Source organism: Vibrio sp. RC586, assembly GCF_000176715.1.
In the GTDB taxonomy this organism is placed as follows: Bacteria; Pseudomonadota; Gammaproteobacteria; order Enterobacterales; family Vibrionaceae; genus Vibrio.
Map to the genome: position 1 here is coordinate 677,393 of NZ_ADBD01000007.1, position 25,724 is coordinate 703,116.

Genomic DNA, 25,724 nt, shown 5'->3' on the forward strand with positions numbered 1-25,724 from the left:
CAAAGCCATTTTGTTCACGCAAAATGGCTTTGTTGGAAATAACCCGAGAAATAAGCTACACGTTACCGTTAGCGAATTATCCAATCTCCCGTTTACAGTTGACCAGTTTAAGGTAAGGCTATGATTTCAGGCATTCTAGCATCTCCAGGTATTGCGATTGGTAAAGCATTACTTCTTCAAGAAGATGAAATTGTCCTAAACACAAACACCATTTCTGACGATCAAGTAGAAGCCGAAGTTGAGCGCTTTTACACTGCGCGTAATAAATCGTCTGCGCAGTTAGAAGTGATCAAACAAAAAGCACTTGAAACTTTTGGTGAAGAAAAAGAAGCCATCTTTGAAGGCCATATCATGTTGCTTGAAGATGAAGAGCTAGAAGAAGAGATTTTAGCCCTCATCAAGAAAGACAAAATGTCTGCCGATAATGCGATTCATACCGTTATCGAAGAGCAAGCCACTGCGCTTGAGTCACTAGACGATGAATACCTAAAAGAACGTGCGACCGACATTCGTGATATCGGTACACGTTTTGTTAAAAATGCTCTAGGCATGCATATCGTTTCGCTCAGCGAAATCGATCAAGAAGTAGTCTTAGTTGCGTATGACTTGACCCCTTCTGAAACGGCGCAAATTAACCTGAACTATGTTCTTGGTTTTGCTTGTGATATCGGTGGCCGTACTTCTCACACTTCAATTATGGCTCGTTCGCTAGAACTACCAGCCATCGTGGGTACCAACGACATCACCAAAAAAGTGAAGAATGGTGACATGTTGATTCTGGATTCAATGAACAACAAAATCATTGTGAATCCAACCGAAGCGCAAATTGAAGAAGCTAAAGCTGTTAAAGCTGCTTTCCTTGCTGAAAAAGAAGAGCTGGCAAAGCTGAAGGATCTTCCTGCAGAAACTTTAGATGGTCACCGCGTTGAAGTGTGTGGCAACATCGGCACAGTGAAAGACTGTGACGGTATCATCCGTAACGGTGGTGAAGGTGTCGGTCTGTACCGTACTGAATTCCTGTTTATGGATCGTGATGCTCTTCCAACTGAAGAAGAGCAATACCAGGCCTATAAAGAAGTTGCCGAAGCGATGAGCGGTCATGCCGTGATTATCCGTACTATGGATATCGGTGGCGACAAAGATCTGCCTTATATGGATCTGCCAAAAGAGATGAACCCATTCTTGGGTTGGCGTGCAGTACGTATCAGCTTAGATCGCCGTGGAATTCTGCGTGATCAACTACGTGGCATTCTGCGTGCTTCTGCTCACGGCAAACTTCGCGTAATGTTCCCTATGATCATTTCAGTAGAAGAAATTCGTGAACTGAAAAAAGCGATTGAAGAGTACAAAGTAGAACTGCGTGCTGAAGGCCATGCTTTCGATGAAAACATCGAAATCGGTGTGATGGTAGAAACTCCAGCAGCGGCAGCGATTGCGCACCACTTAGCGAAAGAAGTGTCTTTCTTCTCTATCGGCACTAACGATTTAACTCAGTACACCCTAGCAGTAGACCGTGGTAACGAGATGATCTCTCACCTCTATAACCCACTCTCTCCAGCTGTTCTGACTGTGATCAAGCAAGTGATTGATGCTTCTCATGCAGAAGGTAAATGGACTGGCATGTGTGGTGAATTGGCGGGTGACGAGCGTGCAACTCTGCTCCTACTTGGCATGGGTCTGGATGAGTTCTCAATGAGCGGTATCTCGATTCCAAAAGTGAAGAAAGTGATCCGCAACGCCAATTATGCGGAAATCAAAGCGATGGCTGAAGAAGCTCTGTCTCTGCCAACTGCTGCAGAAATCGAAGCTTGCGTAGAAAAATTCATCGCAGCGAAAGCATAATTATTGGTTGATACCAAAGAGATAGGCGATGAAAATAGTCGTCTATCTCTGGTGATTGGTATACTATACTTCGACAGAACAAATCTAAAACGTTAGGAGCATGACACAATGGGTCTGTTTGATAAACTTAAGAAGCTAGTCTCTGACGACAGCGCTAACGCTGGTGCAATTGACATTATCGCACCTCTTTCTGGTGAAATCGTAAACATCGAAGATGTGCCAGATGTTGTGTTCGCTGAAAAAATCGTTGGTGACGGTATCGCGATCAAGCCTGCTGGTAACAAGATGGTAGCTCCTGTTAACGGTACTATCGGTAAAATCTTCGAAACTAACCACGCATTCTCTATCGAATCGGATGACGGCGTTGAGCTGTTTGTTCACTTCGGTATCGACACTGTTGAACTGAAAGGCGAAGGCTTCAAGCGTATCGCTGAAGAAGGTCAATCAGTGAAAATCGGCGATACTATTATCGAATTCGATTTAGCATTGCTAGAAGAGAAAGCAAAATCAACTCTGACTCCAGTTGTTATTTCTAACATGGATGAAATCAAAGAGCTGAACAAACTTTCTGGTTCTGTAAACGTAGGTGAAACTCCAATCCTACGCGTTACCAAGTAATCGACTTATGTGATGTAAAAAACGCTGCCCAGTGCAGCGTTTTTTGTTTTTACGGCCTAGCCTTTTTGATATTGCCAATACCCCCTAAATAGGGATCGGTTAGTTTGAAAAACCGAGAGCGTAACGCAGCACTTGCGTTTTTAGCGGCCCAGAGCGTTCGGCTAAAGCAAGTGCAACATTACGCACAAATCTAACCGGCGTGAACGAGTTGCTAAAGGTTTTGTAAAACAGATCCATCCCCGTTTGCATCAGCAGATTATCTGGACGACGACGACGCTCATAGCGTTCAAACAGTGTCTGACTTAATACCGCATGATCCTGTGTTTCCGCCAACAGCACTACCACATCTTTAAAACCTAGATTCACGCCCTGCCCTGCTAACGGGTTAATCGTATGTGCTGCATCACCAACTAGCACACAGCGATTTTTTACATATTGCTGAGCGTGACGTCGAGTCAGTGGGAAAGAGCCCTGCTGCAACACCTTTATATCCCCAAGCTCAACAGGAAAGTGCTGAAGAATTTCACTACGCAATTGTTCAGGGTTTAATGCGACCAGTTTTCGAATGCGCTGCGGAGTATCATACCAAACCAAAGACGCCTGATTCCCCCCCAAAGGCAAGTAGGAGCGAGGCCCCGTTGGGAAAAATTGCTGCCAAGTAGTTTCTTGCTGAATCTGTTCAGTTTGCACATTAATTAACATGCAGTGCTGCCGATAATCCCAAGCCGTGACCCCGATATACGCTAATTGACGAACATGTGAATTCGCTCCATCCGCACCGATCACCCAATCACACTCAATGGCATCGCCCGATTGCAAAGTGACATAGCATCCCTTTTCGGTCACATCCAATTGAGCTAATTGTTCCGGGCACATCAAGGTTAGTTGTGGGTAATTTGCGAATTGCTGCCACAAAGCTAATTGAATGACTCGGTTTTCCACCATGTAACCTAATTGTGGCAAATCCAAGGACTCACAGGAAAAACGAGTACGACATTCTGGGTGTTCCCACGTTTCTAAATGGCGATACGGACAAGCGCGCATGGCTACAATACTTGACCAAGCTCCAAGTTCTTCCAGCAGTTCTACCGAGGTTTGCGAAATCGCGGAGACACGCACATCCATAGGCTGATTAGGCTCAAAAGTTTGCGGCTCACCAGAATCAATCACCGCAACCTTGCGTCCTTGACGTGCAAAGCCAAGTGCAGCCGCAGCACCAACCATACCGCCACCGACTACCAGGATGTCAAATTTATTGCTGCTCATACCCTTTCCCATCAAGCATCTTATCTAAACGGCATTGTACGGAGTGAGGGAAATATTGCGACATTTTTTACGCTAAAACCCTGCTTGTAATAAGGTAAAAAGTCAATCACAACAAGGGTTACAAGAGAATTCCGCCAATTACTAGTCAGTCGGTTTTTAAAGCAGTACAATACGCCGCTTACCGCCGAGAGGGCGGCTAGAATGTGAGCTAAAGCTCAAATGATTGAAGAACTATTGAACGAGCGAAAGTGTGATGAGTAAGAAACTGCTAATTAAAACTTGGGGCTGCCAGATGAACGAGTACGATTCATCAAAAATGGCTGACCTGCTTAATGCTGCAAACGGCTATGAGCTGACAGAAATACCCGAGGAAGCAGACGTTTTACTCCTAAACACCTGTTCGATCCGTGAAAAAGCTCAGGAAAAAGTGTTCCACCAACTTGGTCGTTGGAAAACCCTGAAAGACAAAAAACCCGGTGTAGTAATCGGCGTTGGTGGTTGTGTGGCGACTCAAGAAGGCGATTCGATTCGTGATCGTGCGCCCTATGTCGATGTGATCTTTGGCCCACAAACGCTGCACCGCCTACCAGAAATGATTAAACAATCGCAAATCAGCGAAGCGCCAGTAATGGATATCTCTTTCCCTGAGATTGAGAAGTTCGATCGCCTGCCAGAGCCACGTGCGGAAGGCCCTACTGCCTTTGTTTCTATCATGGAAGGTTGCTCAAAATACTGTACTTACTGCGTAGTGCCTTACACTCGCGGTGAAGAAGTCAGCCGCCCAATGGACGATGTGCTGTTCGAAATCGCTCAGCTTGCGGAACAAGGTGTGCGTGAGGTAAACCTACTTGGCCAAAACGTGAACGCTTACCGTGGTGCAACTCACGATGGCGAGATTTGCTCTTTTGCTGAGTTACTGCGTCTGGTAGCAACGATTGACGGTATCGATCGCATTCGCTTTACCACTAGCCACCCACTTGAATTTACTGATGACATTATTGCGGTGTACGAAGACACCCCAGAATTAGTAAGCTTCCTGCACTTACCAGTGCAAAGTGGTAGCGATCGCATTCTGACCATGATGAAACGTCCGCACACAGCCATTGAGTACAAGTCGATCATCCGTAAACTGCGTAAAGCTCGCCCTGATATTCAAATCAGCTCTGATTTTATCGTTGGCTTCCCGGGTGAAACCGACAAAGATTTCCAAGACACCATGAAGCTGATCCGTGATGTCGATTTCGATATGAGCTTTAGCTTTATCTTCTCTCCTCGCCCAGGCACGCCAGCCGCCGACTATCCATGTGATCTTTCGGAAGAGGTGAAGAAAGAGCGCCTGTACGAACTGCAACAGCAGATCAACAGTCAAGCCATGCGTTACTCACGCCTGATGCTGGGCACTGAACAACGTATTTTAGTTGAAGGTCCATCGAAGAAAGATTTGATGGAGCTACGTGGACGTACCGAAAATAACCGCGTGGTTAACTTCGAAGGTTCACCAGAACTGATCGGTCAGTTTGTTGATGTTAAGATTGTCGATGTATTCGCCAACTCACTGCGTGGTGAATTGGTACGCACCGAACAAGAGATGAATCTGCGTATTGCGACCTCTCCATCAGAAATGAAAGCGAAGACTCGCCGCGAGGATGAGCTTGGGGTTGCTACATTTACTCCTTAATCTCGTATACACTGTCAATAAGTGTCCGGTCAAAATCGGACATTTATTGACATACTGAGAGGCAAATTTGAGCAATAAAATCATAACCTTAGAAATTAATCTGGAACCTTCCGATAACCACCGACTCGCCAGTTTATGTGGCCCTTTCGACGATAACATCAAGCATCTAGAACGTCGCTTGGGAGTCGAAATCAATTACCGTGGCAATTTCTTCACCATTGTGGGTAAAGCCCATACTGCCGCTGCTGCGCTCGATATTATCAAAACACTGTATGTTGAAACTGTTCCGGTGCATGGCCAAATTGCCGACATTGAACCTGAGCAGATTCATCTTGCGATCAAAGAATCCGGCGTTCTTGAACAGCACAGCGAATCCAGCATTGCCCACGGCAAAGAAGTGTTTGTCAAAACCAAAAAAGGCGTGATCAAACCTCGTACACCGAATCAAGCTCAATACTTGATGAATATGGTGACGCACGACATCACCTTTGGTGTTGGCCCTGCGGGTACAGGTAAAACTTACCTTGCGGTTGCAGCAGCGGTGGATGCGCTTGAGCGCCAAGAAATTCGCCGCATTCTGCTCACTCGTCCTGCGGTTGAAGCGGGAGAAAAACTTGGCTTTCTACCAGGCGATCTGAGCCAAAAAGTCGATCCCTACTTGCGCCCGCTTTACGATGCTCTGTTCGAAATGCTCGGTTTTGAGCGCGTAGAAAAACTGATTGAGCGTAACGTGATTGAAGTAGCTCCGCTCGCTTACATGCGCGGCCGCACACTGAACGATGCGTTTATTATTCTCGACGAAAGCCAAAACACCACTGTCGAGCAGATGAAAATGTTCCTGACGCGGATTGGCTTTAACTCTCGCGCCGTGATTACTGGTGACGTCACACAAATCGATTTACCACGTGGTGCGAAGTCAGGCCTGCGCCATGCGATTGAAGTACTCAATGAAGTCGATGAAATCAGCTTTAACTTCTTCCAAGCTGACGACGTAGTTCGCCACCCTGTGGTTGCCCGTATCGTGAATGCTTATGAGAAGTGGGAAGCACAAGATCAAAAAGAGCGTAAAGAGTATGAACAGCGCCGTCGTGAAGAGCGTGAAAGCAAATTGCTCGAAATGCAACGAACTGAAATGGCACTTGGCCACAATAACGAGCCTAACCCGTCATGAGTATTGAACTGGATTTGCAATTGGCAGTCGAAAATGAAAACGGACTGCCAACCGAAGCGGATTTTGCCCAGTGGTTAACCCGTACAATCACCCCTTTTCAGCCACAAGCCGAAGTGACCATTCGCATTGTGGATGAAAAGGAAAGCCATATGCTAAATTTAAATTATCGCGGTAAAGATAAACCGACCAATGTGCTGTCTTTTCCATTTGAAGCTCCTCCGGGGATGGAAATGGATCTGCTTGGCGACTTGGTGATTTGCCGCCAAGTCGTTGAGCGTGAAGCGATTGAGCAAAATAAGCCTTTGCAAGCACATTGGGCGCATATGGTTGTACATGGTAGTCTGCATCTGCTAGGTTATGACCACATCGAGGATGATGAAGCAGAAGAGATGGAATCTCTTGAAACCGAAATTATGCAAGAAATGGGCTTTACTGACCCATATCTGGCAGAAAAAGAGTAACCCTTATCCTTTTAGATAAGGCCTATGTGAGCTATCACACATCTGATAGCGTTAGTGAATTGAGACATAATGAACGAAGACAATTCTCAGAATTCGGAAGGTCCGAGTAGAAAGTCCTTCTTTGAACGCCTAAGTCAACTTTTTCAGGGAGAGCCGAAAGATCGCCAAGAGCTGGTCGATGTGATCCGCGACTCTGAAGTGAATGACTTGATTGACCATGACACCCGAGACATGCTCGAGGGCGTAATGGAAATCGCCGAAATGCGCGTGCGCGATATCATGATCCCACGCTCACAAATGGTCACTATCGATCGTACTCACAACTTGGATGCTTTGGTTGCCATCATGACTGATGCGCAGCACTCGCGTTATCCAGTGATCAGCGAAGATAAAGACCACGTGGAAGGCATTCTACTTGCGAAGGACTTACTCAAATATCTAGGCTCCAACTGTGCGCCATTCAATATCCAAGAAGTGATCCGTCCTGCGGTCGTGGTTCCGGAAAGCAAGCGGGTTGACCGTCTGCTCAAAGAATTCCGTGAAGAACGTTACCATATGGCGATTGTGGTGGATGAGTTTGGCGGCGTTTCTGGCCTAGTCACCATTGAAGATATTCTGGAAGAGATCGTCGGCGATATCGAAGATGAATTCGACGACGAAGAGCAAAAAGACATTCGCCAACTGAGCAAACACACCTTCTCGGTGAAAGCGCTCGCCACAATTGAAGACTTTAACCACACTTTCGGCACAAAATTCAGTGATGATGAAGTGGATACGGTCGGTGGACTGGTGATGACGGCATTCGGCCACTTACCAGCACGCGGGGAAGTCGTAGACATTGCAGGCTACAACTTCAAAGTGACCGCGGCAGATAATCGCCGAGTGGTAGCTCTTCAAGTTACTGTTCCCGATCTGGAAGCGCTTTCGCAAGTCGCGGAAGAGTAGCCCTCATCCTCTTACCAAGTAAGAGAAAAAGAAAAGAGACGATGAAAACTCTATTACATCATCGCCTAATGCGGCCGCTTGCGGCCGCTTTTGTTGGCGTTATAACCCCTCTGGCTTTTGCCCCATATCAATTTTGGCCTTTGGCCTTAATCAGCCCATTTATCCTACTGCTTCTTTTAAACCAACAAAGTACAAAGCAATCAGCTTTGATTGCTTACGCATGGGGAATTGGTCAATTTGCTTTTGGTATCAGTTGGGTACACGTCAGTATTGATACGTTTGGCGGTATGCCTAAAATTATCAGTCTGCTTTTGATGGCATTACTGGTGGGGTATCTCGCACTCTATCCGGGGCTTTTCGGTTGGTTACTCAGCCGCTTCTTTCCTAATAACTCACGAACCAAGTGGCTATGTGCTGCGCCCGCGTTATGGCTAATTACTGATTGGCTGCGCGGCTGGGTGATGACGGGTTTTCCTTGGCTTTGGCTCGGCTACAGTCAAATGGATAGTCCACTCGCCAACTTTGCCCCGATTGGCGGCGTTGAACTCATTACTTTATTGCTCATTTTCAGTGCAGGCAGTTTGGCTTATGCCGTGCTCAATCGTCGTTGGTTGATTGCTGTAATTCCGGTCATCGTTTATGCGACAGGTTATGGCCTACAAGCGATGCAATGGGTAACGCCACAAACTGAGCGAGCAACGACTGTGGCTTTGGTACAAGGTAATATTGAGCAAGGGTTGAAATGGCTGCCTAGCCAACGCTGGCCAACCATAATGAAATACACCGACCTCACCCGCGAAAATTGGAATGCCGATATCATCATTTGGCCTGAGGCGGCAATCCCAGCCTTTGAATATGAGATCTCTTCATTCCTGCACAATCTCGATGCAGCAGCTCGGATGAACCAGAGCGCAGTGATCACAGGCATTATTAATCAAAGTGAAGATAAGCAGTTCTTTAATAGTGTGTTAACACTCGGAGATACCCCTCAAAGCGAGTATCGTTATGATCCGACCGAGCGTTACCATAAGTACCACTTACTGCCTTTTGGCGAATTTGTGCCTTTTGAGGATATTTTAAGGCCATTGGCACCTTTCTTTAATTTGCCGATGTCCTCCTTCAGCCAAGGTGCCTATATTCAGCCCAACTTGATTGCTAAAGGTTTCGCGTTTGCAGCGGCACTTTGTTACGAAATCATTTTCAATGAACAAGTGCGTGATAATGTGACACCAGACACCGACTTCCTGCTGACACTTTCCAATGACGCTTGGTTTGGTCGCTCAATTGGCCCGTTGCAGCACATGGAAATTGCACGCATGCGCTCACTAGAGTTGGGCAAACCGCTGATCCGCTCCACCAACAATGGTGTTACCGCCATCACTGACGAACGCGGGCGCATCGTAGCTCAGTTGCCACAATTTGAAACAGGAGTGCTAAAAGCAACCGTGACACCCACTCGTGGTAGCACCCCGTACTACCAATGGGGCACGGCTCCACTCTATATTTGGGTAGGTTTAGCGCTTGTTTTTGCTTTCTGGCGACAACGCCGAACAAAATAAGCGAAAGCAAAACGGGAAGTTCATCTTCCCGTTTTTTATTCCAACTAGGGTTTGAGAGGTTGGCGGCTAAACGCTTTTCCGCCACATTGGATGCAAGGCTCTATTTCTGTTGGATGGTTAAACTCCGTTTTATGACCACATTGATCACACACCAAAACGCCCAGACCAATCATTTCACCTGCTTGATACAAACCTTGGTGTTCTAAATCGGCAAACAGTTCTACCCACTCGACTTTGGTGCGATCGGTAATATCCAGTAACCCCTGCCAGATTGAATTGGCGATCATCAGATAAAACGGGCCGCTTTTGCTCTGCTCGAAGCTTTGTGAGAACTCTTTAAGATCAGCTTTTACATAAGCGGAGATCAGCGCAAGCTCATCCTTGGTCAAATCATTCGCGGCATCCACGTATTTCGCAGAGGATTCAACGATCTCATTGACCCCATTCGAGCTGTGTTTGAGCGTTTCTACTACCTCTTCCAGTAAGGCTTCATAACTTGCTTTCTGTTTTGGCATCTCTCACCTCTCTCAAGCCTGATGGCTGCCGGATAATACCCAAACGACTTGAAGTTGCAGGTAGGCGGCAAGTGCGTTCATCCCCATGAGCATAGATCAACTATGTGATTGGGGTGAGTAAACGCAGCCAACACCGCTGCAGCTTCAAGTAGGAAGGGTATAGCTATTGTTGTAAACCCCTGCTTTCTGTATTCTATGCCGAACCGAAAGACTTCGTTCCTACTGAACTCACAAATTCCAAGATGGATGTCATCGATGCAAGATCAATACAACCCGCAAGATATTGAACACAAAGTTCAACAGCACTGGGACAACAACAAAACCTTTGTTGTAAGTGAAGACCCAAACAAAGAAAAATTCTACTGTCTTTCTATGTTCCCATACCCAAGTGGCCGACTGCATATGGGCCACGTGCGTAACTACACCATCGGTGATGTAGTCTCTCGTTTCCAACGTCTGCAAGGCAAAAACGTTATGCAACCTATCGGTTGGGATGCGTTTGGTCTGCCTGCAGAAAACGCCGCGGTAAAAAACAATACTGCGCCTGCACCTTGGACTTACGAAAACATCGAATACATGAAAAACCAGCTCAAGCTACTGGGCTTTGGTTATGACTGGAATCGTGAATTTGCCACTTGTCGCCCTGAGTACTACCGCTGGGAACAAGAATTTTTCACTAAGCTGTTTGAAAAAGGCTTAGTGTACAAAAAAACCTCATCAGTCAACTGGTGTCCAAACGACCAAACGGTTCTGGCGAACGAGCAAGTGGAAGATGGCTGCTGCTGGCGTTGTGACACTCCGGTTGAGCAAAAAGAGATCCCACAGTGGTTTATTAAGATCACCGCCTACGCACAAGAGCTACTTGATGATCTGGATAACCTCGATGGTTGGCCTGAAATGGTCAAGACCATGCAACGCAACTGGATTGGTCGCTCTGAAGGTGTGGAACTGAAATTTGCCGTAAAAGGTGAAAACACCGATCTTGAAGTGTACACCACACGTCCGGACACTTTGATGGGTGTGACTTATGTGGGCATCGCCGCTGGTCACCCTCTGGCGACAAAAGCGGCAGCGAATAACCCCGCACTCGCCGCGTTCATCGATGAATGTAAAAACACCAAGGTTGCAGAAGCTGAAATCGCGACCATGGAAAAGAAAGGCATGGCGACTGGCCTAACGGCTATCCATCCTTTGAACGGTCGTGAAGTGCCTATCTACATCGCCAACTTCGTGTTGATGGATTACGGTACTGGTGCGGTAATGGCCGTGCCTGCGCACGACCAACGTGACTTTGAATTCGCGACCAAATATGGCCTCGACATCATCCCAGTGATTAAGCCTGCCGATGGCAGCGAGCTGGATGTGTCTGAAGCGGCTTACACTGAAAAAGGTGTTCTTTTCGCTTCTGGCGAATTTGATGGTTTGGATTTCCAAGCTGCCTTTAATGCAATTGCTGCGAAATTAGAAGCAGAAGGCAAAGGTAAGAAAACCGTTAACTTCCGCCTGCGTGACTGGGGCGTATCTCGTCAGCGTTACTGGGGTGCTCCAATCCCTATGGTGACCACTGAAGATGGTCAAGTACACCCAGTACCAGCAGACCAACTGCCAGTTATCCTGCCAGAAGATGTGGTGATGGATGGCGTAACTAGCCCAATCAAAGCTGATAAAGAGTGGGCAAAAACCACCTTTAACGGTGAACCAGCACTGCGTGAAACCGATACCTTCGACACCTTTATGGAGTCTTCATGGTACTACGCGCGTTACTGTTCACCACAAGCGGATGACATTTTAGATCCAGAGAAAGCCAACTACTGGCTGCCAGTTGATCAATATATCGGTGGTATTGAACACGCGTGTATGCACCTGCTCTATTCACGTTTCTTCCACAAACTGCTGCGTGATGCGGATTATGTGAAGAGTGATGAGCCATTCAAAAAGCTGCTATGCCAAGGCATGGTACTGGCTGATGCCTTCTACTACACCAATGACAAAGGTGGCAAAGAGTGGGTGTCGCCAACGGAAGTGAAAGTAGAACGTGATGGCAAAGGCCGCATTGTTTCTGCAGTGGACACCACTGGTCGCCAAGTTGAACACTCAGGCATGATTAAAATGTCTAAGTCGAAAAACAACGGCATCGACCCACAAGAGATGGTCGATAAGTACGGTGCTGACACAGTACGTCTGTTCATGATGTTTGCTTCACCAGCAGACATGACACTGGAATGGCAAGAATCCGGCGTTGAAGGTGCAAACCGCTTCCTACGTCGTGTATGGAAACTGGTCCGTGAGCACACTGAGCTTGGCCAAGCACCCGCACTGGAGGCATCTGCACTGAATGCAGACCAAAAAGCACTGCGTCGTGATGTGCACAAAACCATCGCTAAAGTGACCGATGACGTAGCACGTCGCCAAACTTTCAACACGGCGATTGCGGCGATCATGGAGCTGATGAACAAGCTGACGAAAGCGCCAATGACGGAAGCGCAAGATCGCGCGATTCTCGATGAAGCACTGAAAGCCATCACCCTTATGCTTTACCCAATCACTCCGCACATCTGTTTTGAAATGTGGGTAGCGCTGGGTGAAAGCAACATCGATACGGCTAACTGGCCAACTTACGATGCAGCAGCACTGGTCGAAGATGAAAAGCTGATCGTGCTGCAAGTCAACGGTAAACTGCGCGGTAAACTCACTGTCGCGGCCGATGCGACTCAACAACAGGTTGAAGCGCTCGGTATGCAAGATGAAAACGTGCTGAAGTTCATTGATGGTCTGACCGTGCGTAAAGTTATTTACGTACCAGGCAAATTGCTGAACATCGTTGCCAACTAACTCACATTTTATCGATGAGTCACTAAGCCATGAGAACACTCGCTGAACTGATGGCTTATTTTAATGTCAGTAAACAGGGTTCGCCCTGTTTACTTATCTCAGCTTATCGCACAGCAAGCTTTCGCTCTTGGTGAGCTGAGATAAGTATTTTGCCTAATAACGAGACTGAAGCATCCATGCGTAACACTCTTTTCCCTACTTTGAAATGGTCACTCTTGGTTCTGATGACAAGCTTACTCACGGCTTGTGGCTTCCACTTACGCGGAGATTACAGTATCCCACAAGAGCTCTCGAGTATGTCTCTGACCAGTTATGACCAATACAGTAGCTTTACTCGCATGGTGCATCGTCAGTTACGTCTCAATAAAATTGATCTGCAAGCTCCAGCTGAAAATCTGCCCAATCTGCATCTCTTAAGTGAAAGCACTGGCGAGCGCACTTTATCGCTTTATCAGAATACGCGTGCCGCAGAAAAAGAACTTACTTTTCGAGCCTCTTATCGAGTCACCGTGCCTAAGCTAGGCAGCCGCACGTTTACCACTAGCGTAACACGCAGTTACTTAGACAACCCACTGACTGCACTAGCGAAATCTGTCGAGCGCGACATGATTGAGGATGAAATGCGCAAACTGGCAGCGACTCAAATAGTACGCCAAATGGCTCGTCTCAAAGCCGACTTTGAACGCAAAACCTTGGATGATGAAAGTATTGAAAACGATGGAGTGACCGATTACCAAATCGATACTCAAGAACGTCCTGCAGAGGTTTCAGCACAAGACAAAGGTGAGTAGTTTCGATGCGCCTTTACGCTGAAAAACTGGCTGAATCACTGCACAAAACGCTCTATCCGATTTACCTCGTATTCGGTAATGAGCCATTGCTGATCCAAGAAGCCAAAAACGCCATCGAAAAAACGGCGCAAGCACAAGGTTTTTTGGAGAAACATCGATTTAGCGCGGATGCAGGACTCGATTGGGGTTCAGTGTATGACTGTTGTCAGGCGCTGAGTCTGTTTTCGTCTCGTCAATTAATTGAGATTGAGATTCCTGAAGCAGGTATCAATGCACAAACAACAAAAGAATTAAGCTCACTCGCAAGCCAACTGCATCAAGATATTCTCTTGCTGGTGATTGGCCCCAAACTGACTAAGGCGCAAGAGAACGCAGCTTGGTTTAAAACGCTTGCGCAGCAAGCCTGTTGGGTTAACTGCCTCACGCCAGAATTGAGCCGTTTACCTCAGTTTGTTCAACAGCGCTGTTTTGCCCTCGGTTTAAAACCGGATGCCGAAGCGGTACAAATGTTGGCGCAGTGGCATGAAGGTAATCTCTTTGCATTAGCGCAGAGTCTCGAAAAATTAGCGTTACTCTACCCCGATGGTCTACTGACTTTAGTGCGCTTGGAAGAGTCGCTGAGCCGCCATAACCATTTCACGCCTTATCACTGGATGGATGCGCTATTAGAAGGCAAAGCCAACCGTGCTCAGCGTATTTTGCGCCAGCTCATGCTCGAAGAGAGTGAGCCGATTATTCTGATCCGCACCGCACAAAAAGAGCTCACTCAACTGCTTAAATGGCAACAAGAGCGCCAAAAGCTGGGTAATTTGGGGAGTCTTTTTGAACGCTATCGTGTCTGGCAGAATCGAAGACCACTCTACTCTGCCGCCTTACAGCGCTTACCGAGTACAACACTGTTTCGGCTCGTTGGGCTATTGGCCAAAGCCGAATTACTGGCAAAAACGCAATATGAACAACCAGTTTGGCCAATCTTGCAGCAACTAAGCCTCGAATGCTGCAATCCCCAGGCAAACCTACCGTTGCTACAGTAAAAGCGTGATATACTGCGCCGTTTTAAGCGAAAGCTATTTTTTATTGATGACATTCAGAGGACATTCTTTTGCAAGGTGAAGCACTCAAAGACTTTCTTTCCGACAAAGCCGATGATATGAAGGCGGTCGATATCGTTACACTTGATGTTCAAGGCAAATCCAGTGTTACCGATTATATGATTGTCTGTACCGGCACCTCGAAAAGACACGTTGCCTCTATTGCAGAGCATGTGGCGAATGAAGCCAAACAATCCGGCCTGCAGCCGCTCGGTATGAACGGAGAAAATGAAGGTGAATGGGTGGTTCTAGATATGGGTACCGTGATGCTGCATGTAATGCAAGAAGCACCGCGTGAGCTATACCAACTGGAAAAACTCTGGGGTTAAGTGTGAAGATTCAACTGATCGCTGTCGGCACCAAAATGCCTAAATGGGTTGAAGAAGGCTTTCAAGAGTACCGCCGCCGTTTTCCGCATGATATGCCACTGGAGTTGGTAGAAATTACTGCGGGAAAACGCGGTAAAAATGCTGATATTGCGCGCATCTTGCAAAAAGAGGGCGAAGCTATGTTGGCTGCTGTACCAAAAGGCAACCGAATCGTCACCTTAGATATTCCAGGCAAACGTTGGGATACCGAAGAGCTCGCAGTCCAATTGGAAAGTTGGAAACTCGATGGAAGAGATGTCTCCATTCTTATTGGCGGACCTGAAGGCTTGGCTCCCGCTTGTAAAGCCGCCGCAGATCAAAGCTGGTCGCTTTCTCCACTAACCTTACCTCACCCTTTAGTGAGAGTGGTGATGGCCGAAAGCTTATACCGCGCTTGGAGTATTACCACCAACCACCCCTATCATCGAGAATAGAGTGTCATGTTACGCCAGCACACCCCCATCCGTGACCATCAAGCCGAAACTCACCTGTTTCGTAATCGCGCTATCGTCTCTTTTTTCGCGATTTTGATCTGCATGGGGCTGCTGGTCACTAACTTATACAATATTCAGATTAATCAGTATCAAGATTACAAAACCCGTTCCAATGATAACCGTATCAAAGTCGTTCCCATCGCACCGAACCGCGGACTGATTTTTGATCGCAATGGGGTACTGCTTGCCGAAAACCGCCCCGTCTTTAACTTGGAAGTGATCCCTGAAAAAGTGTCGAATATGGAAGAAACCATTACGCGCTTACAACAAATTTTGGAGATCAGCCCAGAAAAGATCGCGGCATTTGAAAAAGAGCGTAAACAAACTCGTCGTTTTAATTCGGTCCCTCTACTCACCCAGCTTACTGATGAAGAAGTGGCCAAATTTTCAGTTAATCAACATAAATTCCCCGGTGTTTCTGTTACCGCTAACCTAAAACGCTATTACCCATACGGTGAAGTGTTAACCCACGTCATTGGCTATGTATCAAGGATTAATGACAAAGATTTAGAGCGTCTCGATCGCGAAGATAAAAAGGCCAATTACCAAGCCACGCGGGATATTGGCAAGTTAGGTATTGAGCGCTACTACGAAGATCTTCTGCACGGAACCGCAGGTTATCAAGAAGTTGAAGTGAACAGCCGTGGACGAGTGATCCGCACTCTCAAATACGTTCCCCCTATTCCGGGTAAAGACATTGTGCTTAACCTCGATATCGAACTTCAACTCTATGCCTATAAGCTATTGGAAGGTCGTCGTGGTTCGGTAGTCGCCCTCGACCCGAAAGACAATGGTGTTCTCGCGATGGTGTCTAGTCCAAGCTACGATCCTAATGCCTTCGTACATGGTATTTCAGGTAAAGATTATAGTGATTTGCTGAATGACAAACGTCGCCCGTTGGTCAATCGAACCACGCTCGGTATTTATCCACCAGGTTCTACCGTTAAACCTTTTATTGCCGTTTCAGCCCTACAAGATGGTGTGATTACTCCTAATACTACCCGCAACGACCCTGGTTATTGGCGCATCCCAAACACAGATACTCGCCCATTTCGCGACTGGCTACGCTGGGGACATGGCCGCGTGGATATTATTAAATCCCTAGAAGAGTCCGTGGATACCTTCTTCTATCAAATCGCCTATGACATGGGGATTGATAAACTCTCAAGCTGGATGATGCGTTTCGGTTTTGGCGATCTCACTGGCATCGACATTTACGAAGAAAGTAAAGCAAACATGCCGACGCGAGAATGGAAAATGGCTCGTCACAAAGTGCCTTGGTATCAAGGCGACACCATTCCAGTGGGGATTGGTCAAGGTTATTGGACTGCCACACCGATGCAAATAGCTAAAGCGACTTCAGTGTTGGTCAATCACGGAAAAGTAATTGCACCTCATTTGTTGCGTGCCACCATTGATAACGGCGAACAGTTTTCAACCCAAAAAGAGACGGCTTACACCACTTATCCTCCAATAGAAGGTGTACCTAAGAAATATTGGGATATGGCAATCCAAGGCATGTATCTGGTGAATCACGGCCCAAGAGGTACAGCAAGACGCGCTTTCCAAAATATGACTTACGAAACCGCAGGTAAATCCGGCACAGCACAGGTATTTGGATTAGCGGAAGGTCAGAAATACAACGCGAGTGAATTAGCAGAGCACTTACATGACCACGCCCTATTTACTGGCTTTGCACCCGTGAAAGATCCTAAAGTGATCGTCACATTTGTACTGGAAAACGGTGGCGGAGGTTCCAGTAATGGTGCGCCTGTTGTACGGCAAATTTTTGATCACGTGGTGTTGGGCAAAAAAGAAGAAGAGCCAAAAGCAGAACCAAAAGAAGAGGTAGTACAACCATGAAAATGGATCCTGCAACCGGGCAAAACCGGGCGCTGTTTGAGCGTTTTCATATCGACCTTCCTCTATTGTTAGGCGTACTGGCACTAATGGGGTTTGGCCTCGTTGTCATGTACAGCGCAAGCGGGCAAAGCCTTGCTATGATGGATCGTCAAGCTATGCGTATGGCAATGGCTCTTGTCATCATGGTAATTTTGGCGCAAATTCCACCTCGCACTTATGAAAGTGCCGCACCAATATTGTTCTTCTGCGGTGTGATTTTGTTAGTGTGTGTATTGCTGTTTGGTGAGATATCTAAGGGCGCTCAACGCTGGTTAGATCTCGGTTTCGTTCGCTTCCAACCCTCAGAATTACTCAAACTCGCAGTACCTTTAATGGTGGCTCGTTACATAGGTAAACACGCCCTTCCCCCTTCATTCAAAACCTTAGCTGCCTCGCTCATCATGGTGTTTGCCCCAACAATTTTGATCGCAAAACAGCCGGATCTCGGTACTTCGATCTTGATTGCAGCATCGGGAATTTTTGTGATTTTTTTGGCGGGTATTAGTTGGAAGCTCATCACTGCAGCAGCAGTCGCGGTGGGCGCATTTGTTCCTGTGCTGTGGTTTTTCTTGATGCACGAATACCAGAAAACACGGGTGCGCACGCTGTTCGACCCTGAATCGGATCCCCTTGGCGCTGGCTATCACATTATTCAAAGTAAAATTGCGATTGGTTCAGGTGGCTTATCAGGTAAAGGCTGGCTGCATGGAACTCAATCTCAATTAGAATTCCTTCCCGAACGACATACTGACTTTATCTTTGCAGTGATTGCCGAAGAATGGGGTATGATCGGGATTTTGGTCCTTCTGAGCCTTTATTTGTTTATTATTGGTCGTGGACTTTACCTTGCCAGCCATGCACAAACCTCTTTTGGGCGAATGATGGCGGGCAGTATCGTACTCAGCTTCTTTGTTTATGTATTCGTAAACATCGGCATGGTAAGCGGTATTTTACCGGTAGTGGGGGTACCACTGCCTCTGATTAGCTATGGCGGAACGTCAATGGTGACTCTGATGGCCGGTTTCGGTATTTTGATGTCCATCCATACGCATCGCAAAGCGTTTTCGAAGACGATTTAATGAACCGAATTTATTTATACATATTGCTCACTTTAATCCTCGCGGGGTGTAGTTCTTCGGGAGGGCGTTATGATATGCCCGATGATCAAGCGCCAGACACACCGTTGTCTGTTGAACATATTGAGGATGCTCATCCTCAATACGAGCCTTACAGCTTCGGGGGTAATAAAGACTACACATTACGTGGGCAGAGTTACCGTATCATTAAAAACCCCAAGGGCTTTAGCGAAGTGGGTAAAGCCTCTTGGTATGGAAAAAAATTTCATGGTCATCTCACGTCTAATGGCGAGATTTATGACATGTATTCAATGACTGCTGCACATAAAACATTGCCCATTCCAAGCTATGTCAAAGTGATCAATACCGACAATGGTAAATCGACCATTGTGCGCGTTAATGATCGTGGACCATTCCATGAAGGCCGCGTTATCGACTTAAGTTATGCGGCAGCCTACAAAATCGGTGTTGTTCAAGCCGGTACAGCCAACGTGCGTATCGAAGTGATCACTGTCGATAAACCCGCTAAACCGCGCCCAAAAAGCAAAAGCAATGCACTGGAATACGTCATTCAGGTGGTTTCATCACAACATATTGAACGTGTGCGAACTTTGGCGCAAAACTTAGGTCAGAGTTTATCGGCGCCGAGCTTCGTAGAAAGTACAAATAGTACGCATCGCCTGTATCTCGGCCCATTTACTGACGATGACCTGACGCAGACCTTACTTGAACAAGTAAAATCCGCAGGCTACGACAGCGCGTTTATTAAAGCGATTAATAAACAAACTCAATGACCACTCAAACCTGACCCGAGCATATCAGGTCTGGTTTGAGACGTTATTTTTGTTAAGATTACGGACACTTAAGTAGAACTAAGCATTCACCATGAAAAAATCAATCCTAAAATCCGTGTTAGCGTCTTCAGTTACGCTTTCTCTCACGCTAAGCAGCACTGCTTTTGCCTCTCCTATCGTGACTCCAGACGCTCCACAAATCGCAGCTAAAGGTTACGTATTGATGGATTACCATTCAGGGAAAGTTTTGGCCGAAAAAGAGATGAATACTAAACTCTCTCCTGCCAGCTTAACCAAAATGATGACCAGTTATGTGATCGGCCAAGAAGTGAAACGTGGCAACATCTCGCTTAACGATGATGTCGTCATCAGTAAAAATGCTTGGGCAAAAAATTTCCCAGATTCATCAAAGATGTTCGTTGAAGTCGGCACAACGGTAAAAGTGAGTGATCTTAACCGCGGCATCATCATCCAATCAGGTAATGATGCGTGTGTGGCAATGGCAGAGCATGTGGCAGGAACGGAAGATGCATTTGTGGATTTGATGAACGCTTGGGCAAGCTCGCTCGGCATGAAAAATTCGCACTTTACCAACTCACATGGCTTAGATAATCCCGATTTATACTCAACGCCATACGACCTAGCTTTGCTTGGTCAAGCATTAATCCGTGATGTCCCTGAAGAGTATGCGATTTACTCTGAGCAAAAGTTCACTTATAACGGCATCACCCAATACAACCGTAACGGTTTGCTTTGGGATAAAAGCATGAATGTGGATGGTATCAAAACCGGACACACTAGCGGCGCTGGTTATAACCTCGTTAGCTCTGCAACAGAAGGCAACATGCGTTTGGTTGCTGTCGTCATGGGGACTGATAACGAAAACGCACGTAAAGCCGAAAGCAAAAAACTCCTGAGCTACGGCTTCCGTTTCTTTGAAACTGTGGCTCCACATAAAGCAGGCGAAACTTTCGTTAATGAAACCATCTGGATGGGCGACAAAGATACTATTGCTCTAGGCGTAGATAAAGACACTTACGTGACATTACCGCGTGGCCAAGCGAAAGATCTCACGGCAAGCTTTGTACTAGAGAAAGAGCTGAAAGCACCGCTGAAAAAAGGTGATGTGGTTGGTACGCTTTACTATCAACTGGCCGGTAATGACATTGCTCAATACCCATTAATGGCACTGGAAGATATTCAAGAAGGTAGCCTATTCAGCCGTCTGTGGGATTACCTAGTTCTGCTGTTCAAAAGCTGGTTCTAATTAAAACCATACTCAATCAATACATACGACTGCCAAAGCCGCATAAAGCGGCTTTTTTGTTGACTTGAGATCCTAGCCGAATGGCTGTAGTATTTCGTCCCGTTTTTCCAATGCTCAAACTGGAGTGTCCCCATGCTGAACATCAACTCTGATGCAAAATTAAAAGATCTGCTCGAATTCCCATGTTCCTTTACTTACAAAGTGATGGGATATGCTAAGCCTGAGCTACCAGAACGGGTATTGGAAGTGATTCAGCGTCATGCTCCAGGCAACTACAGCCCACGAGTAAAACCAAGCGCAAAAGGAAACTACCACGCCGTTTCTGTCACGATTAACGCGACCTCAATTGAGCAAGTTGAAATTCTCTATAAAGAGTTAGGTGAAATCGATATCGTGCGAATGGTACTGTAAATACGCAGTTTTTTTATATATTAAAATTTTTTTGAAAGCAGCTTAGGCTGCTTTTCCTTTATTTTTCATAAAATTAATAAACCCACCTTGTTATCAAGGTCAAAAAGTTCCCCCACATGTGTAGTTCATTATTGGCAAGCAGTTTATAATCGAAAAACTTTATATATCTCTGGCGGATGACAAGAATGGAAAACCAGCTATTGGTGAGACGCCTTGGTAGACAGGACTACACTCCGGTTTGGCAGGCAATGCATCAATTCACTGATCAACGTGATTCTACGACACGTGATGAAGTGTGGCTTGTCGAACACAACCCTGTATTTACCCAAGGGCAAGCAGGCAAAGCTGAGCATCTCCTCAATACTGGAGATATTCCTGTCGTGCAAAGTGATCGGGGGGGACAAGTGACCTACCATGGCCCCGGTCAGTTAGTGGCATATTTTTTAATTGATCTACGACGTAAGCACCTTGGTGTACGAGAGCTCGTCACTCATATTGAAAACATAGTCATTCATACTTTAAAACACTACCAGATTGACTCCGCCGCAAGACCTGACGCACCAGGTGTTTACGTACAGAATAAAAAAATCTGTTCTCTCGGTCTGCGTATCCGTAAAGGATGCTCTTTCCACGGGCTAGCACTCAATATTCAGATGGACTTGGCTCCTTTCTTGCGCATCAATCCTTGCGGTTATGCTGGAATGGAAATGGTTCAATTGAGCGATTTATACAGCCCAATTGGGATGGAACAGGTTGAACAAACATTAATCCAAGAACTCGTTACCCTACTGGACTACGAGCAAGTCGAATTCAGCACAGAAGCATACAATCATGAGTAAACCAATTCAGATGGAACGCGGCGTTAAGTACCGCGATGCCGATAAAATGGCCTTGATTCCGGTAAAAAATATGCCAGCAGAGCAGAAAGAAGTTCTGCGCAAACCAGAATGGATGAAGATCAAACTTCCAGCCGATAGCCAGCGTATTCAAGACATCAAAGCCGCCATGCGTAAAAACAACCTTCACTCTGTCTGTGAAGAAGCTTCTTGCCCTAACTTGGCAGAGTGTTTTAACCACGGCACGGCAACCTTTATGATCTTAGGTGCCATCTGTACTCGTCGTTGCCCGTTCTGTGATGTGGCCCATGGTCGTCCGAATGCGCCTGAAGCGGAAGAACCGAAGAAGCTCGCACAAACCATTCATGATATGAAGCTCAAGTACGTGGTTATTACCTCGGTTGACCGAGATGACCTACGTGATGGTGGCGCGCAACATTTCGCTGACTGTAACCGTGAGATCCGCGCTTTAAATCCGAGCATCAGAATCGAAACTCTGGTACCCGATTTCCGTGGTCGTATGGAAGTAGCGCTAGAAGCTCTGAAAGACAATCCACCCGATGTGTTCAACCATAACTTGGAAACGGCACCGCGCCTGTACCGCAAAGTACGCCCGGGTGCAAACTACAAGTGGTCTTTAGAACTGCTGCGTCAATTCAAAGAGCAGCACCCAGAGGTGCCAACTAAGTCTGGCTTGATGATGGGCTTAGGCGAAACTAAAGAAGAAATCGTCGAAGTGCTGAAAGATCTGCGCGCACACGGCGTAACTATGCTAACTCTTGGCCAATATTTGGCTCCAAGCCGTCACCACTTACCGGTTGAGCGTTACGTGCCACCAGCAGAGTTTGATGAGCTGAAAGAGATCGCGCTAGAACTCGGCTTTACTCATGCTGCTTGTGGTCCTTTTGTGCGCTCTTCTTATCATGCTGACTTGCAGGCCAAAGGTTTAGAAGTCAAATAAACCCATATACTCCCTATCAAGCCAGCCAATGCGCTGGCTTGATACTTTAGCTGAGATGAGATCCTGCATCATAATCTCACCATATCGGTTCTTTAACCTTGAATCCTGCGCTTGGGTTCTATAGGCTTACGCTAAGTTTCGATTATTTTTCGCTCACAAACTTGAACGCGCTGTTGAGTGAAAACTGACTACAAGGAAAACAATAATGACTCGTATCGGCTTATTCGCTCTTACCGTGGCAGCGCTGTTGGCTGGCTGTTCATCCAATACCCAGCAAGATAACTACCGCGAAGCGTCTTTTGAACTCTGTAATACCGAAGTAAACATTTACTCAGTCAGTGATGATGGTCAAGTGCGTATCGTATGTGCCGATGGCGCGAAGTTTGCTCTAAAAACCGAGAAAACCCTCGACATCATGCGCGATATCAACGTGGATTACTGTGATGGGGAAGGTCTGGGTAAATTTACCGAAAGCAACAAGTACTACATGTTCAAGTGCAAATCCGGCACGATGATCAGCGTGAGTAAGTAAGCGGTCACTAAACCATATTCCAATAAAAAGCCTGCGAATATCGCAGGCTTTTTTTATCACTACTACCCTTCTGGCTGAAGTTGCAACCCGTGGGTTGCAACTTCACGTTGTTCAGGTCTGCGTGCTTACGCGTACACAGGTAGGCGTTGACAGATCGTCAATACTTTTTGCTTAGTCGCTTCGATAACACCTTGGTCGTTGATGTTGTCTAGAACATCACACATCCAGTTAGCGAGATCTTTTGCATCTTGCTCAGTGAAACCACGACGAGTGATCGCCGGCGTACCCACACGAATACCAGAAGTCACAAATGGGCTACGAGGATCGTTAGGTACTGAGTTCTTGTTCACTGTGATGTTTGCTGCACCGAGTGCCGCATCCGCATCTTTACCTGTGATGTCTTTATCAATGAGATCGACCAAGAAGAGGTGGTTCTCAGTGCTGTTAGACACGATCTTGTAACCACGCTCTTGGAACTGTGCCACCATAGCCTTCGCATTTTGCACAACACGTGCTTGGTAAGCTTTGAACTCAGGCTCCATCGCTTCTTTGAACGCAACGGCTTTAGCCGCAATCACATGCATCAAAGGGCCGCCTTGGCCACCAGGGAACACCGCTGAGTTCAGTTTCTTGTACATCTCTTCGCCAGCGTTTGACAGGATCAAACCACCACGTGGGCCAGCCAGAGTTTTGTGCGTAGTCGTAGTCACAACGTGTGCGAAAGGCACTGGGCTTGGATAAACACCAGCCGCAATCAAACCCGCAACGTGTGCCATATCGACAAATAGGTAAGCACCTACTTTGTCGGCGATTTCACGCATACGTTTCCAATCAACAATTTGTGAATAGGCAGAGAAACCACCGATGATCATCTTTGGCTTATGCTCAAAGGCCAACGCTTCCATTTCGTCGTAGTTGATTTGGCCCGCTTCATCAATGCCGTAAGGGATCACTTTGTAGTGTTTACCAGAGAAGTTTACTGGAGAGCCATGAGTCAAGTGACCACCGTGTGCAAGGCTCATACCCAGAACGGTATCACCAGGATTAAGCAGTGCCATGTACACTGCACTGTTGGCTTGAGAGCCTGAGTGAGGCTGAACGTTCGCATATTCACAGTCAAACAGTTGGCAAGCACGGTCAATAGCCAGAGCTTCAGCTTTGTCCACGAACTCACAACCACCGTAGTAACGCTTACCAGGGTAACCTTCTGCGTACTTGTTGGTTAGTTGAGAACCTTGTGCTTGCATTACACGCGGGCTGGTGTAGTTTTCTGAAGCAATAAGTTCAATATGTTCTTCTTGACGAAGCGTCTCTTCCTGAATGGCAGCGTATAGCTCCGGATCGTAATCGGCGATGTTCATATCACGCTTAAGCATCTGTATCTCCTGACTCAGATTGACTGAAATTGCAAAAAAACCACACAATGACTCTACGCAAACGTTTTCGTCATCACTTTATGGCGCGCATTCTACATAATTTGATCTTTATCATAAAGCCCAAATTCACGAATTTATCATGCAGTTTTTTCATAACCATGAAGACAGCTTTCATCTTGACGATAGAAGTGGCGTCTAAACGACAAAACTGTCAATTTTTTGCTTTACACCCTGTAAAGCGGATGTGACATAGGTTTACCTCAATTTTTCCTCCCTAGCTACCGAAAATATCGACTTTTCATTAACATCCGCGCCATTCTCTTCCTTGATAACCTTATTTATGGAAAAACATTCACACAAAGAAGATTGGATCGCGATTCTGACTGGGACATTTCTGGTCGCACAAGGCGTCTATTTTCTACAAGCTGGGCACTTATTGACGGGGGGAACCACCGGCTTAGCACTGTTAATGACCCAATTTTTACCACTGACCTTTGGCGTGCTCTATTTTCTCTCTAACTGCCCATTCTACTTGCTCGCTTGGAAACGTTTTGGAGCCCGTTTTGCATTTAATAGTGCAATTTCAGGTGCTTTAGTCTCGCTATTTGCTGATCATCTCGCGATGTTGATAACGCTTGAGAAAGTGAATGTGGTCTATTGCGCAGTAGCCGGTGGGGTATTGATGGGTTTGGGAATGCTGATTTTGTTTCGCCACCGTTCAAGCTTAGGCGGCTTTAACGTGTTGTGTTTGTTTATTCAGGATAGATTTGGCATCTCGGTAGGTAAAAGCCAGATGGCAATTGATGGCTTGATCCTACTTGCTTCGTTCTTCTTTGTATCACCGTTGACGATCGGTCTTTCTATCCTTGGAGCCTTTTTACTCAACCTCGTGTTGGCAATGAATCATAAACCGAGCCGCTATCGCGTCATTTACTGAC

General features: G+C 46.6%; 24 protein-coding genes. 21 read left to right on the forward strand and 3 right to left on the reverse strand.

Going from position 1 to position 25,724, the window contains the following annotated elements; all coding sequences use genetic code 11:
• Positions 1-120 precede the first annotated feature (120 nt).
• Positions 121-1,842: a phosphoenolpyruvate-protein phosphotransferase PtsI gene (ptsI, locus tag VOA_RS11185; RefSeq protein ID WP_000623162.1), complete on the forward strand. Its 1,722-nt coding sequence runs from the start codon at positions 121-123 to the stop codon at positions 1,840-1,842.
• 108 nt (positions 1,843-1,950) lie between these two features.
• On the forward strand, positions 1,951-2,460 hold the full coding sequence (gene crr / locus VOA_RS11180) for a PTS glucose transporter subunit IIA (protein ID WP_000522237.1): 510 nt from the start codon (positions 1,951-1,953) through the stop codon (positions 2,458-2,460).
• A gap of 99 nt (positions 2,461-2,559) precedes the next feature.
• On the opposite strand, the gene VOA_RS11175 is transcribed toward crr, so the two are convergent.
• Positions 2,560-3,726, reverse strand: coding sequence for a 2-octaprenyl-3-methyl-6-methoxy-1,4-benzoquinol hydroxylase (locus VOA_RS11175; RefSeq protein WP_000097705.1), 1,167 nt, complete (start codon positions 3,724-3,726; stop codon positions 2,560-2,562).
• Between the two features lie 253 nt (positions 3,727-3,979).
• On the opposite strand from VOA_RS11175, the gene miaB reads away from it, so the two are divergent.
• The 5 genes from miaB to lnt all read left to right on the forward strand — a co-directional run bounded on the left by miaB (position 3,980) and on the right by lnt (position 9,540).
• Complete coding sequence (miaB, locus tag VOA_RS11170) at positions 3,980-5,404, forward strand: tRNA (N6-isopentenyl adenosine(37)-C2)-methylthiotransferase MiaB (protein WP_000038551.1); 1,425 nt, start codon at positions 3,980-3,982, stop codon at positions 5,402-5,404.
• 67 nt (positions 5,405-5,471) lie between these two features.
• Positions 5,472-6,575: a PhoH family protein gene (locus VOA_RS11165; protein WP_000066201.1), complete on the forward strand. Its 1,104-nt coding sequence runs from the start codon at positions 5,472-5,474 to the stop codon at positions 6,573-6,575.
• Positions 6,572-7,036, forward strand: coding sequence for an rRNA maturation RNase YbeY (gene ybeY, locus VOA_RS11160; RefSeq protein WP_000021214.1), 465 nt, complete (start codon positions 6,572-6,574; stop codon positions 7,034-7,036). Before VOA_RS11165 ends, ybeY begins: the two co-directional genes overlap by 4 nt.
• A gap of 69 nt (positions 7,037-7,105) precedes the next feature.
• Entirely contained in the window at positions 7,106-7,981 is an 876-nt protein-coding gene (gene corC / locus VOA_RS11155) for a CNNM family magnesium/cobalt transport protein CorC (RefSeq protein ID WP_001001298.1), read from the forward strand.
• A gap of 41 nt (positions 7,982-8,022) precedes the next feature.
• Entirely contained in the window at positions 8,023-9,540 is a 1,518-nt protein-coding gene (gene lnt, locus VOA_RS11150) for an apolipoprotein N-acyltransferase (protein WP_000854371.1), read from the forward strand.
• A 44-nt stretch (positions 9,541-9,584) separates the two neighbouring features.
• On the opposite strand, the gene VOA_RS11145 is transcribed toward lnt, so the two are convergent.
• Complete coding sequence (locus tag VOA_RS11145; protein ID WP_001125926.1) at positions 9,585-10,055, reverse strand: zinc ribbon-containing protein; 471 nt, start codon at positions 10,053-10,055, stop codon at positions 9,585-9,587.
• A gap of 255 nt (positions 10,056-10,310) precedes the next feature.
• Here VOA_RS11145 and leuS point away from each other — a divergent pair, with 255 nt between their 5' ends.
• From leuS to VOA_RS11080, 13 genes are all read left to right on the forward strand, one after another.
• Entirely contained in the window at positions 10,311-12,887 is a 2,577-nt protein-coding gene (gene leuS / locus VOA_RS11140) for a leucine--tRNA ligase (protein WP_001153974.1), read from the forward strand.
• Between the two features lie 176 nt (positions 12,888-13,063).
• Positions 13,064-13,678: an LPS-assembly lipoprotein LptE gene (locus VOA_RS11135; RefSeq protein WP_001246456.1), complete on the forward strand. Its 615-nt coding sequence runs from the start codon at positions 13,064-13,066 to the stop codon at positions 13,676-13,678.
• 5 nt (positions 13,679-13,683) lie between these two features.
• Positions 13,684-14,712: a DNA polymerase III subunit delta gene (holA, locus tag VOA_RS11130; RefSeq protein ID WP_001241937.1), complete on the forward strand. Its 1,029-nt coding sequence runs from the start codon at positions 13,684-13,686 to the stop codon at positions 14,710-14,712.
• A 68-nt stretch (positions 14,713-14,780) separates the two neighbouring features.
• Positions 14,781-15,098 carry a ribosome silencing factor gene (gene rsfS, locus VOA_RS11125; protein ID WP_001161142.1) on the forward strand — a complete coding sequence of 106 codons (318 nt, stop codon included), beginning with the start codon at positions 14,781-14,783 and terminating at the stop codon, positions 15,096-15,098.
• A gap of 2 nt (positions 15,099-15,100) precedes the next feature.
• Positions 15,101-15,571: a 23S rRNA (pseudouridine(1915)-N(3))-methyltransferase RlmH gene (gene rlmH / locus VOA_RS11120; protein ID WP_000701620.1), complete on the forward strand. Its 471-nt coding sequence runs from the start codon at positions 15,101-15,103 to the stop codon at positions 15,569-15,571.
• A 6-nt stretch (positions 15,572-15,577) separates the two neighbouring features.
• A complete protein-coding gene (gene mrdA, locus VOA_RS11115) occupies positions 15,578-17,494 on the forward strand; it encodes a penicillin-binding protein 2 (protein WP_000945983.1) in 1,917 nt (638 codons plus the stop codon).
• On the forward strand, positions 17,491-18,612 hold the full coding sequence (gene mrdB / locus VOA_RS11110; protein ID WP_000781444.1) for a peptidoglycan glycosyltransferase MrdB: 1,122 nt from the start codon (positions 17,491-17,493) through the stop codon (positions 18,610-18,612). The genes mrdA and mrdB overlap by 4 nt, the downstream gene beginning before the upstream one ends.
• On the forward strand, positions 18,612-19,403 hold the full coding sequence (locus VOA_RS11105) for a septal ring lytic transglycosylase RlpA family protein (protein WP_032468178.1): 792 nt from the start codon (positions 18,612-18,614) through the stop codon (positions 19,401-19,403). Before mrdB ends, VOA_RS11105 begins: the two co-directional genes overlap by 1 nt.
• 91 nt (positions 19,404-19,494) lie before the next feature.
• Positions 19,495-20,670 (forward strand): serine hydrolase, encoded by a 1,176-nt coding sequence (locus VOA_RS11100; RefSeq protein ID WP_000748301.1) that lies wholly within the window; start codon positions 19,495-19,497, stop codon positions 20,668-20,670.
• 132 nt (positions 20,671-20,802) lie between these two features.
• Positions 20,803-21,081: a DUF493 family protein YbeD gene (gene ybeD, locus VOA_RS11095; RefSeq protein WP_000932183.1), complete on the forward strand. Its 279-nt coding sequence runs from the start codon at positions 20,803-20,805 to the stop codon at positions 21,079-21,081.
• Positions 21,082-21,266: 185 nt separating this feature from the next.
• On the forward strand, positions 21,267-21,920 hold the full coding sequence (lipB, locus tag VOA_RS11090) for a lipoyl(octanoyl) transferase LipB (protein WP_000431343.1): 654 nt from the start codon (positions 21,267-21,269) through the stop codon (positions 21,918-21,920).
• Positions 21,913-22,878, forward strand: coding sequence for a lipoyl synthase (lipA, locus tag VOA_RS11085; protein WP_000042596.1), 966 nt, complete (start codon positions 21,913-21,915; stop codon positions 22,876-22,878). Before lipB ends, lipA begins: the two co-directional genes overlap by 8 nt.
• Before the next feature lie 205 nt (positions 22,879-23,083).
• Positions 23,084-23,410 (forward strand): hypothetical protein, encoded by a 327-nt coding sequence (locus VOA_RS11080; RefSeq protein ID WP_000196754.1) that lies wholly within the window; start codon positions 23,084-23,086, stop codon positions 23,408-23,410.
• Positions 23,411-23,535: 125 nt separating this feature from the next.
• Here the strand turns inward: VOA_RS11080 and glyA are convergent, their stop codons facing one another.
• The gene (gene glyA / locus VOA_RS11075) at positions 23,536-24,786 is read right to left on the reverse strand and encodes a serine hydroxymethyltransferase (protein WP_000919125.1); all 1,251 of its coding nucleotides are present in this window, start codon (positions 24,784-24,786) and stop codon (positions 23,536-23,538) included.
• Positions 24,787-25,126: 340 nt separating this feature from the next.
• Between glyA and VOA_RS11070 the strand changes: the two genes are divergently transcribed.
• Complete coding sequence (locus VOA_RS11070; RefSeq protein WP_000410934.1) at positions 25,127-25,723, forward strand: YitT family protein; 597 nt, start codon at positions 25,127-25,129, stop codon at positions 25,721-25,723.
• The last annotated feature ends 1 nt before the right edge of the window (position 25,724 follow it).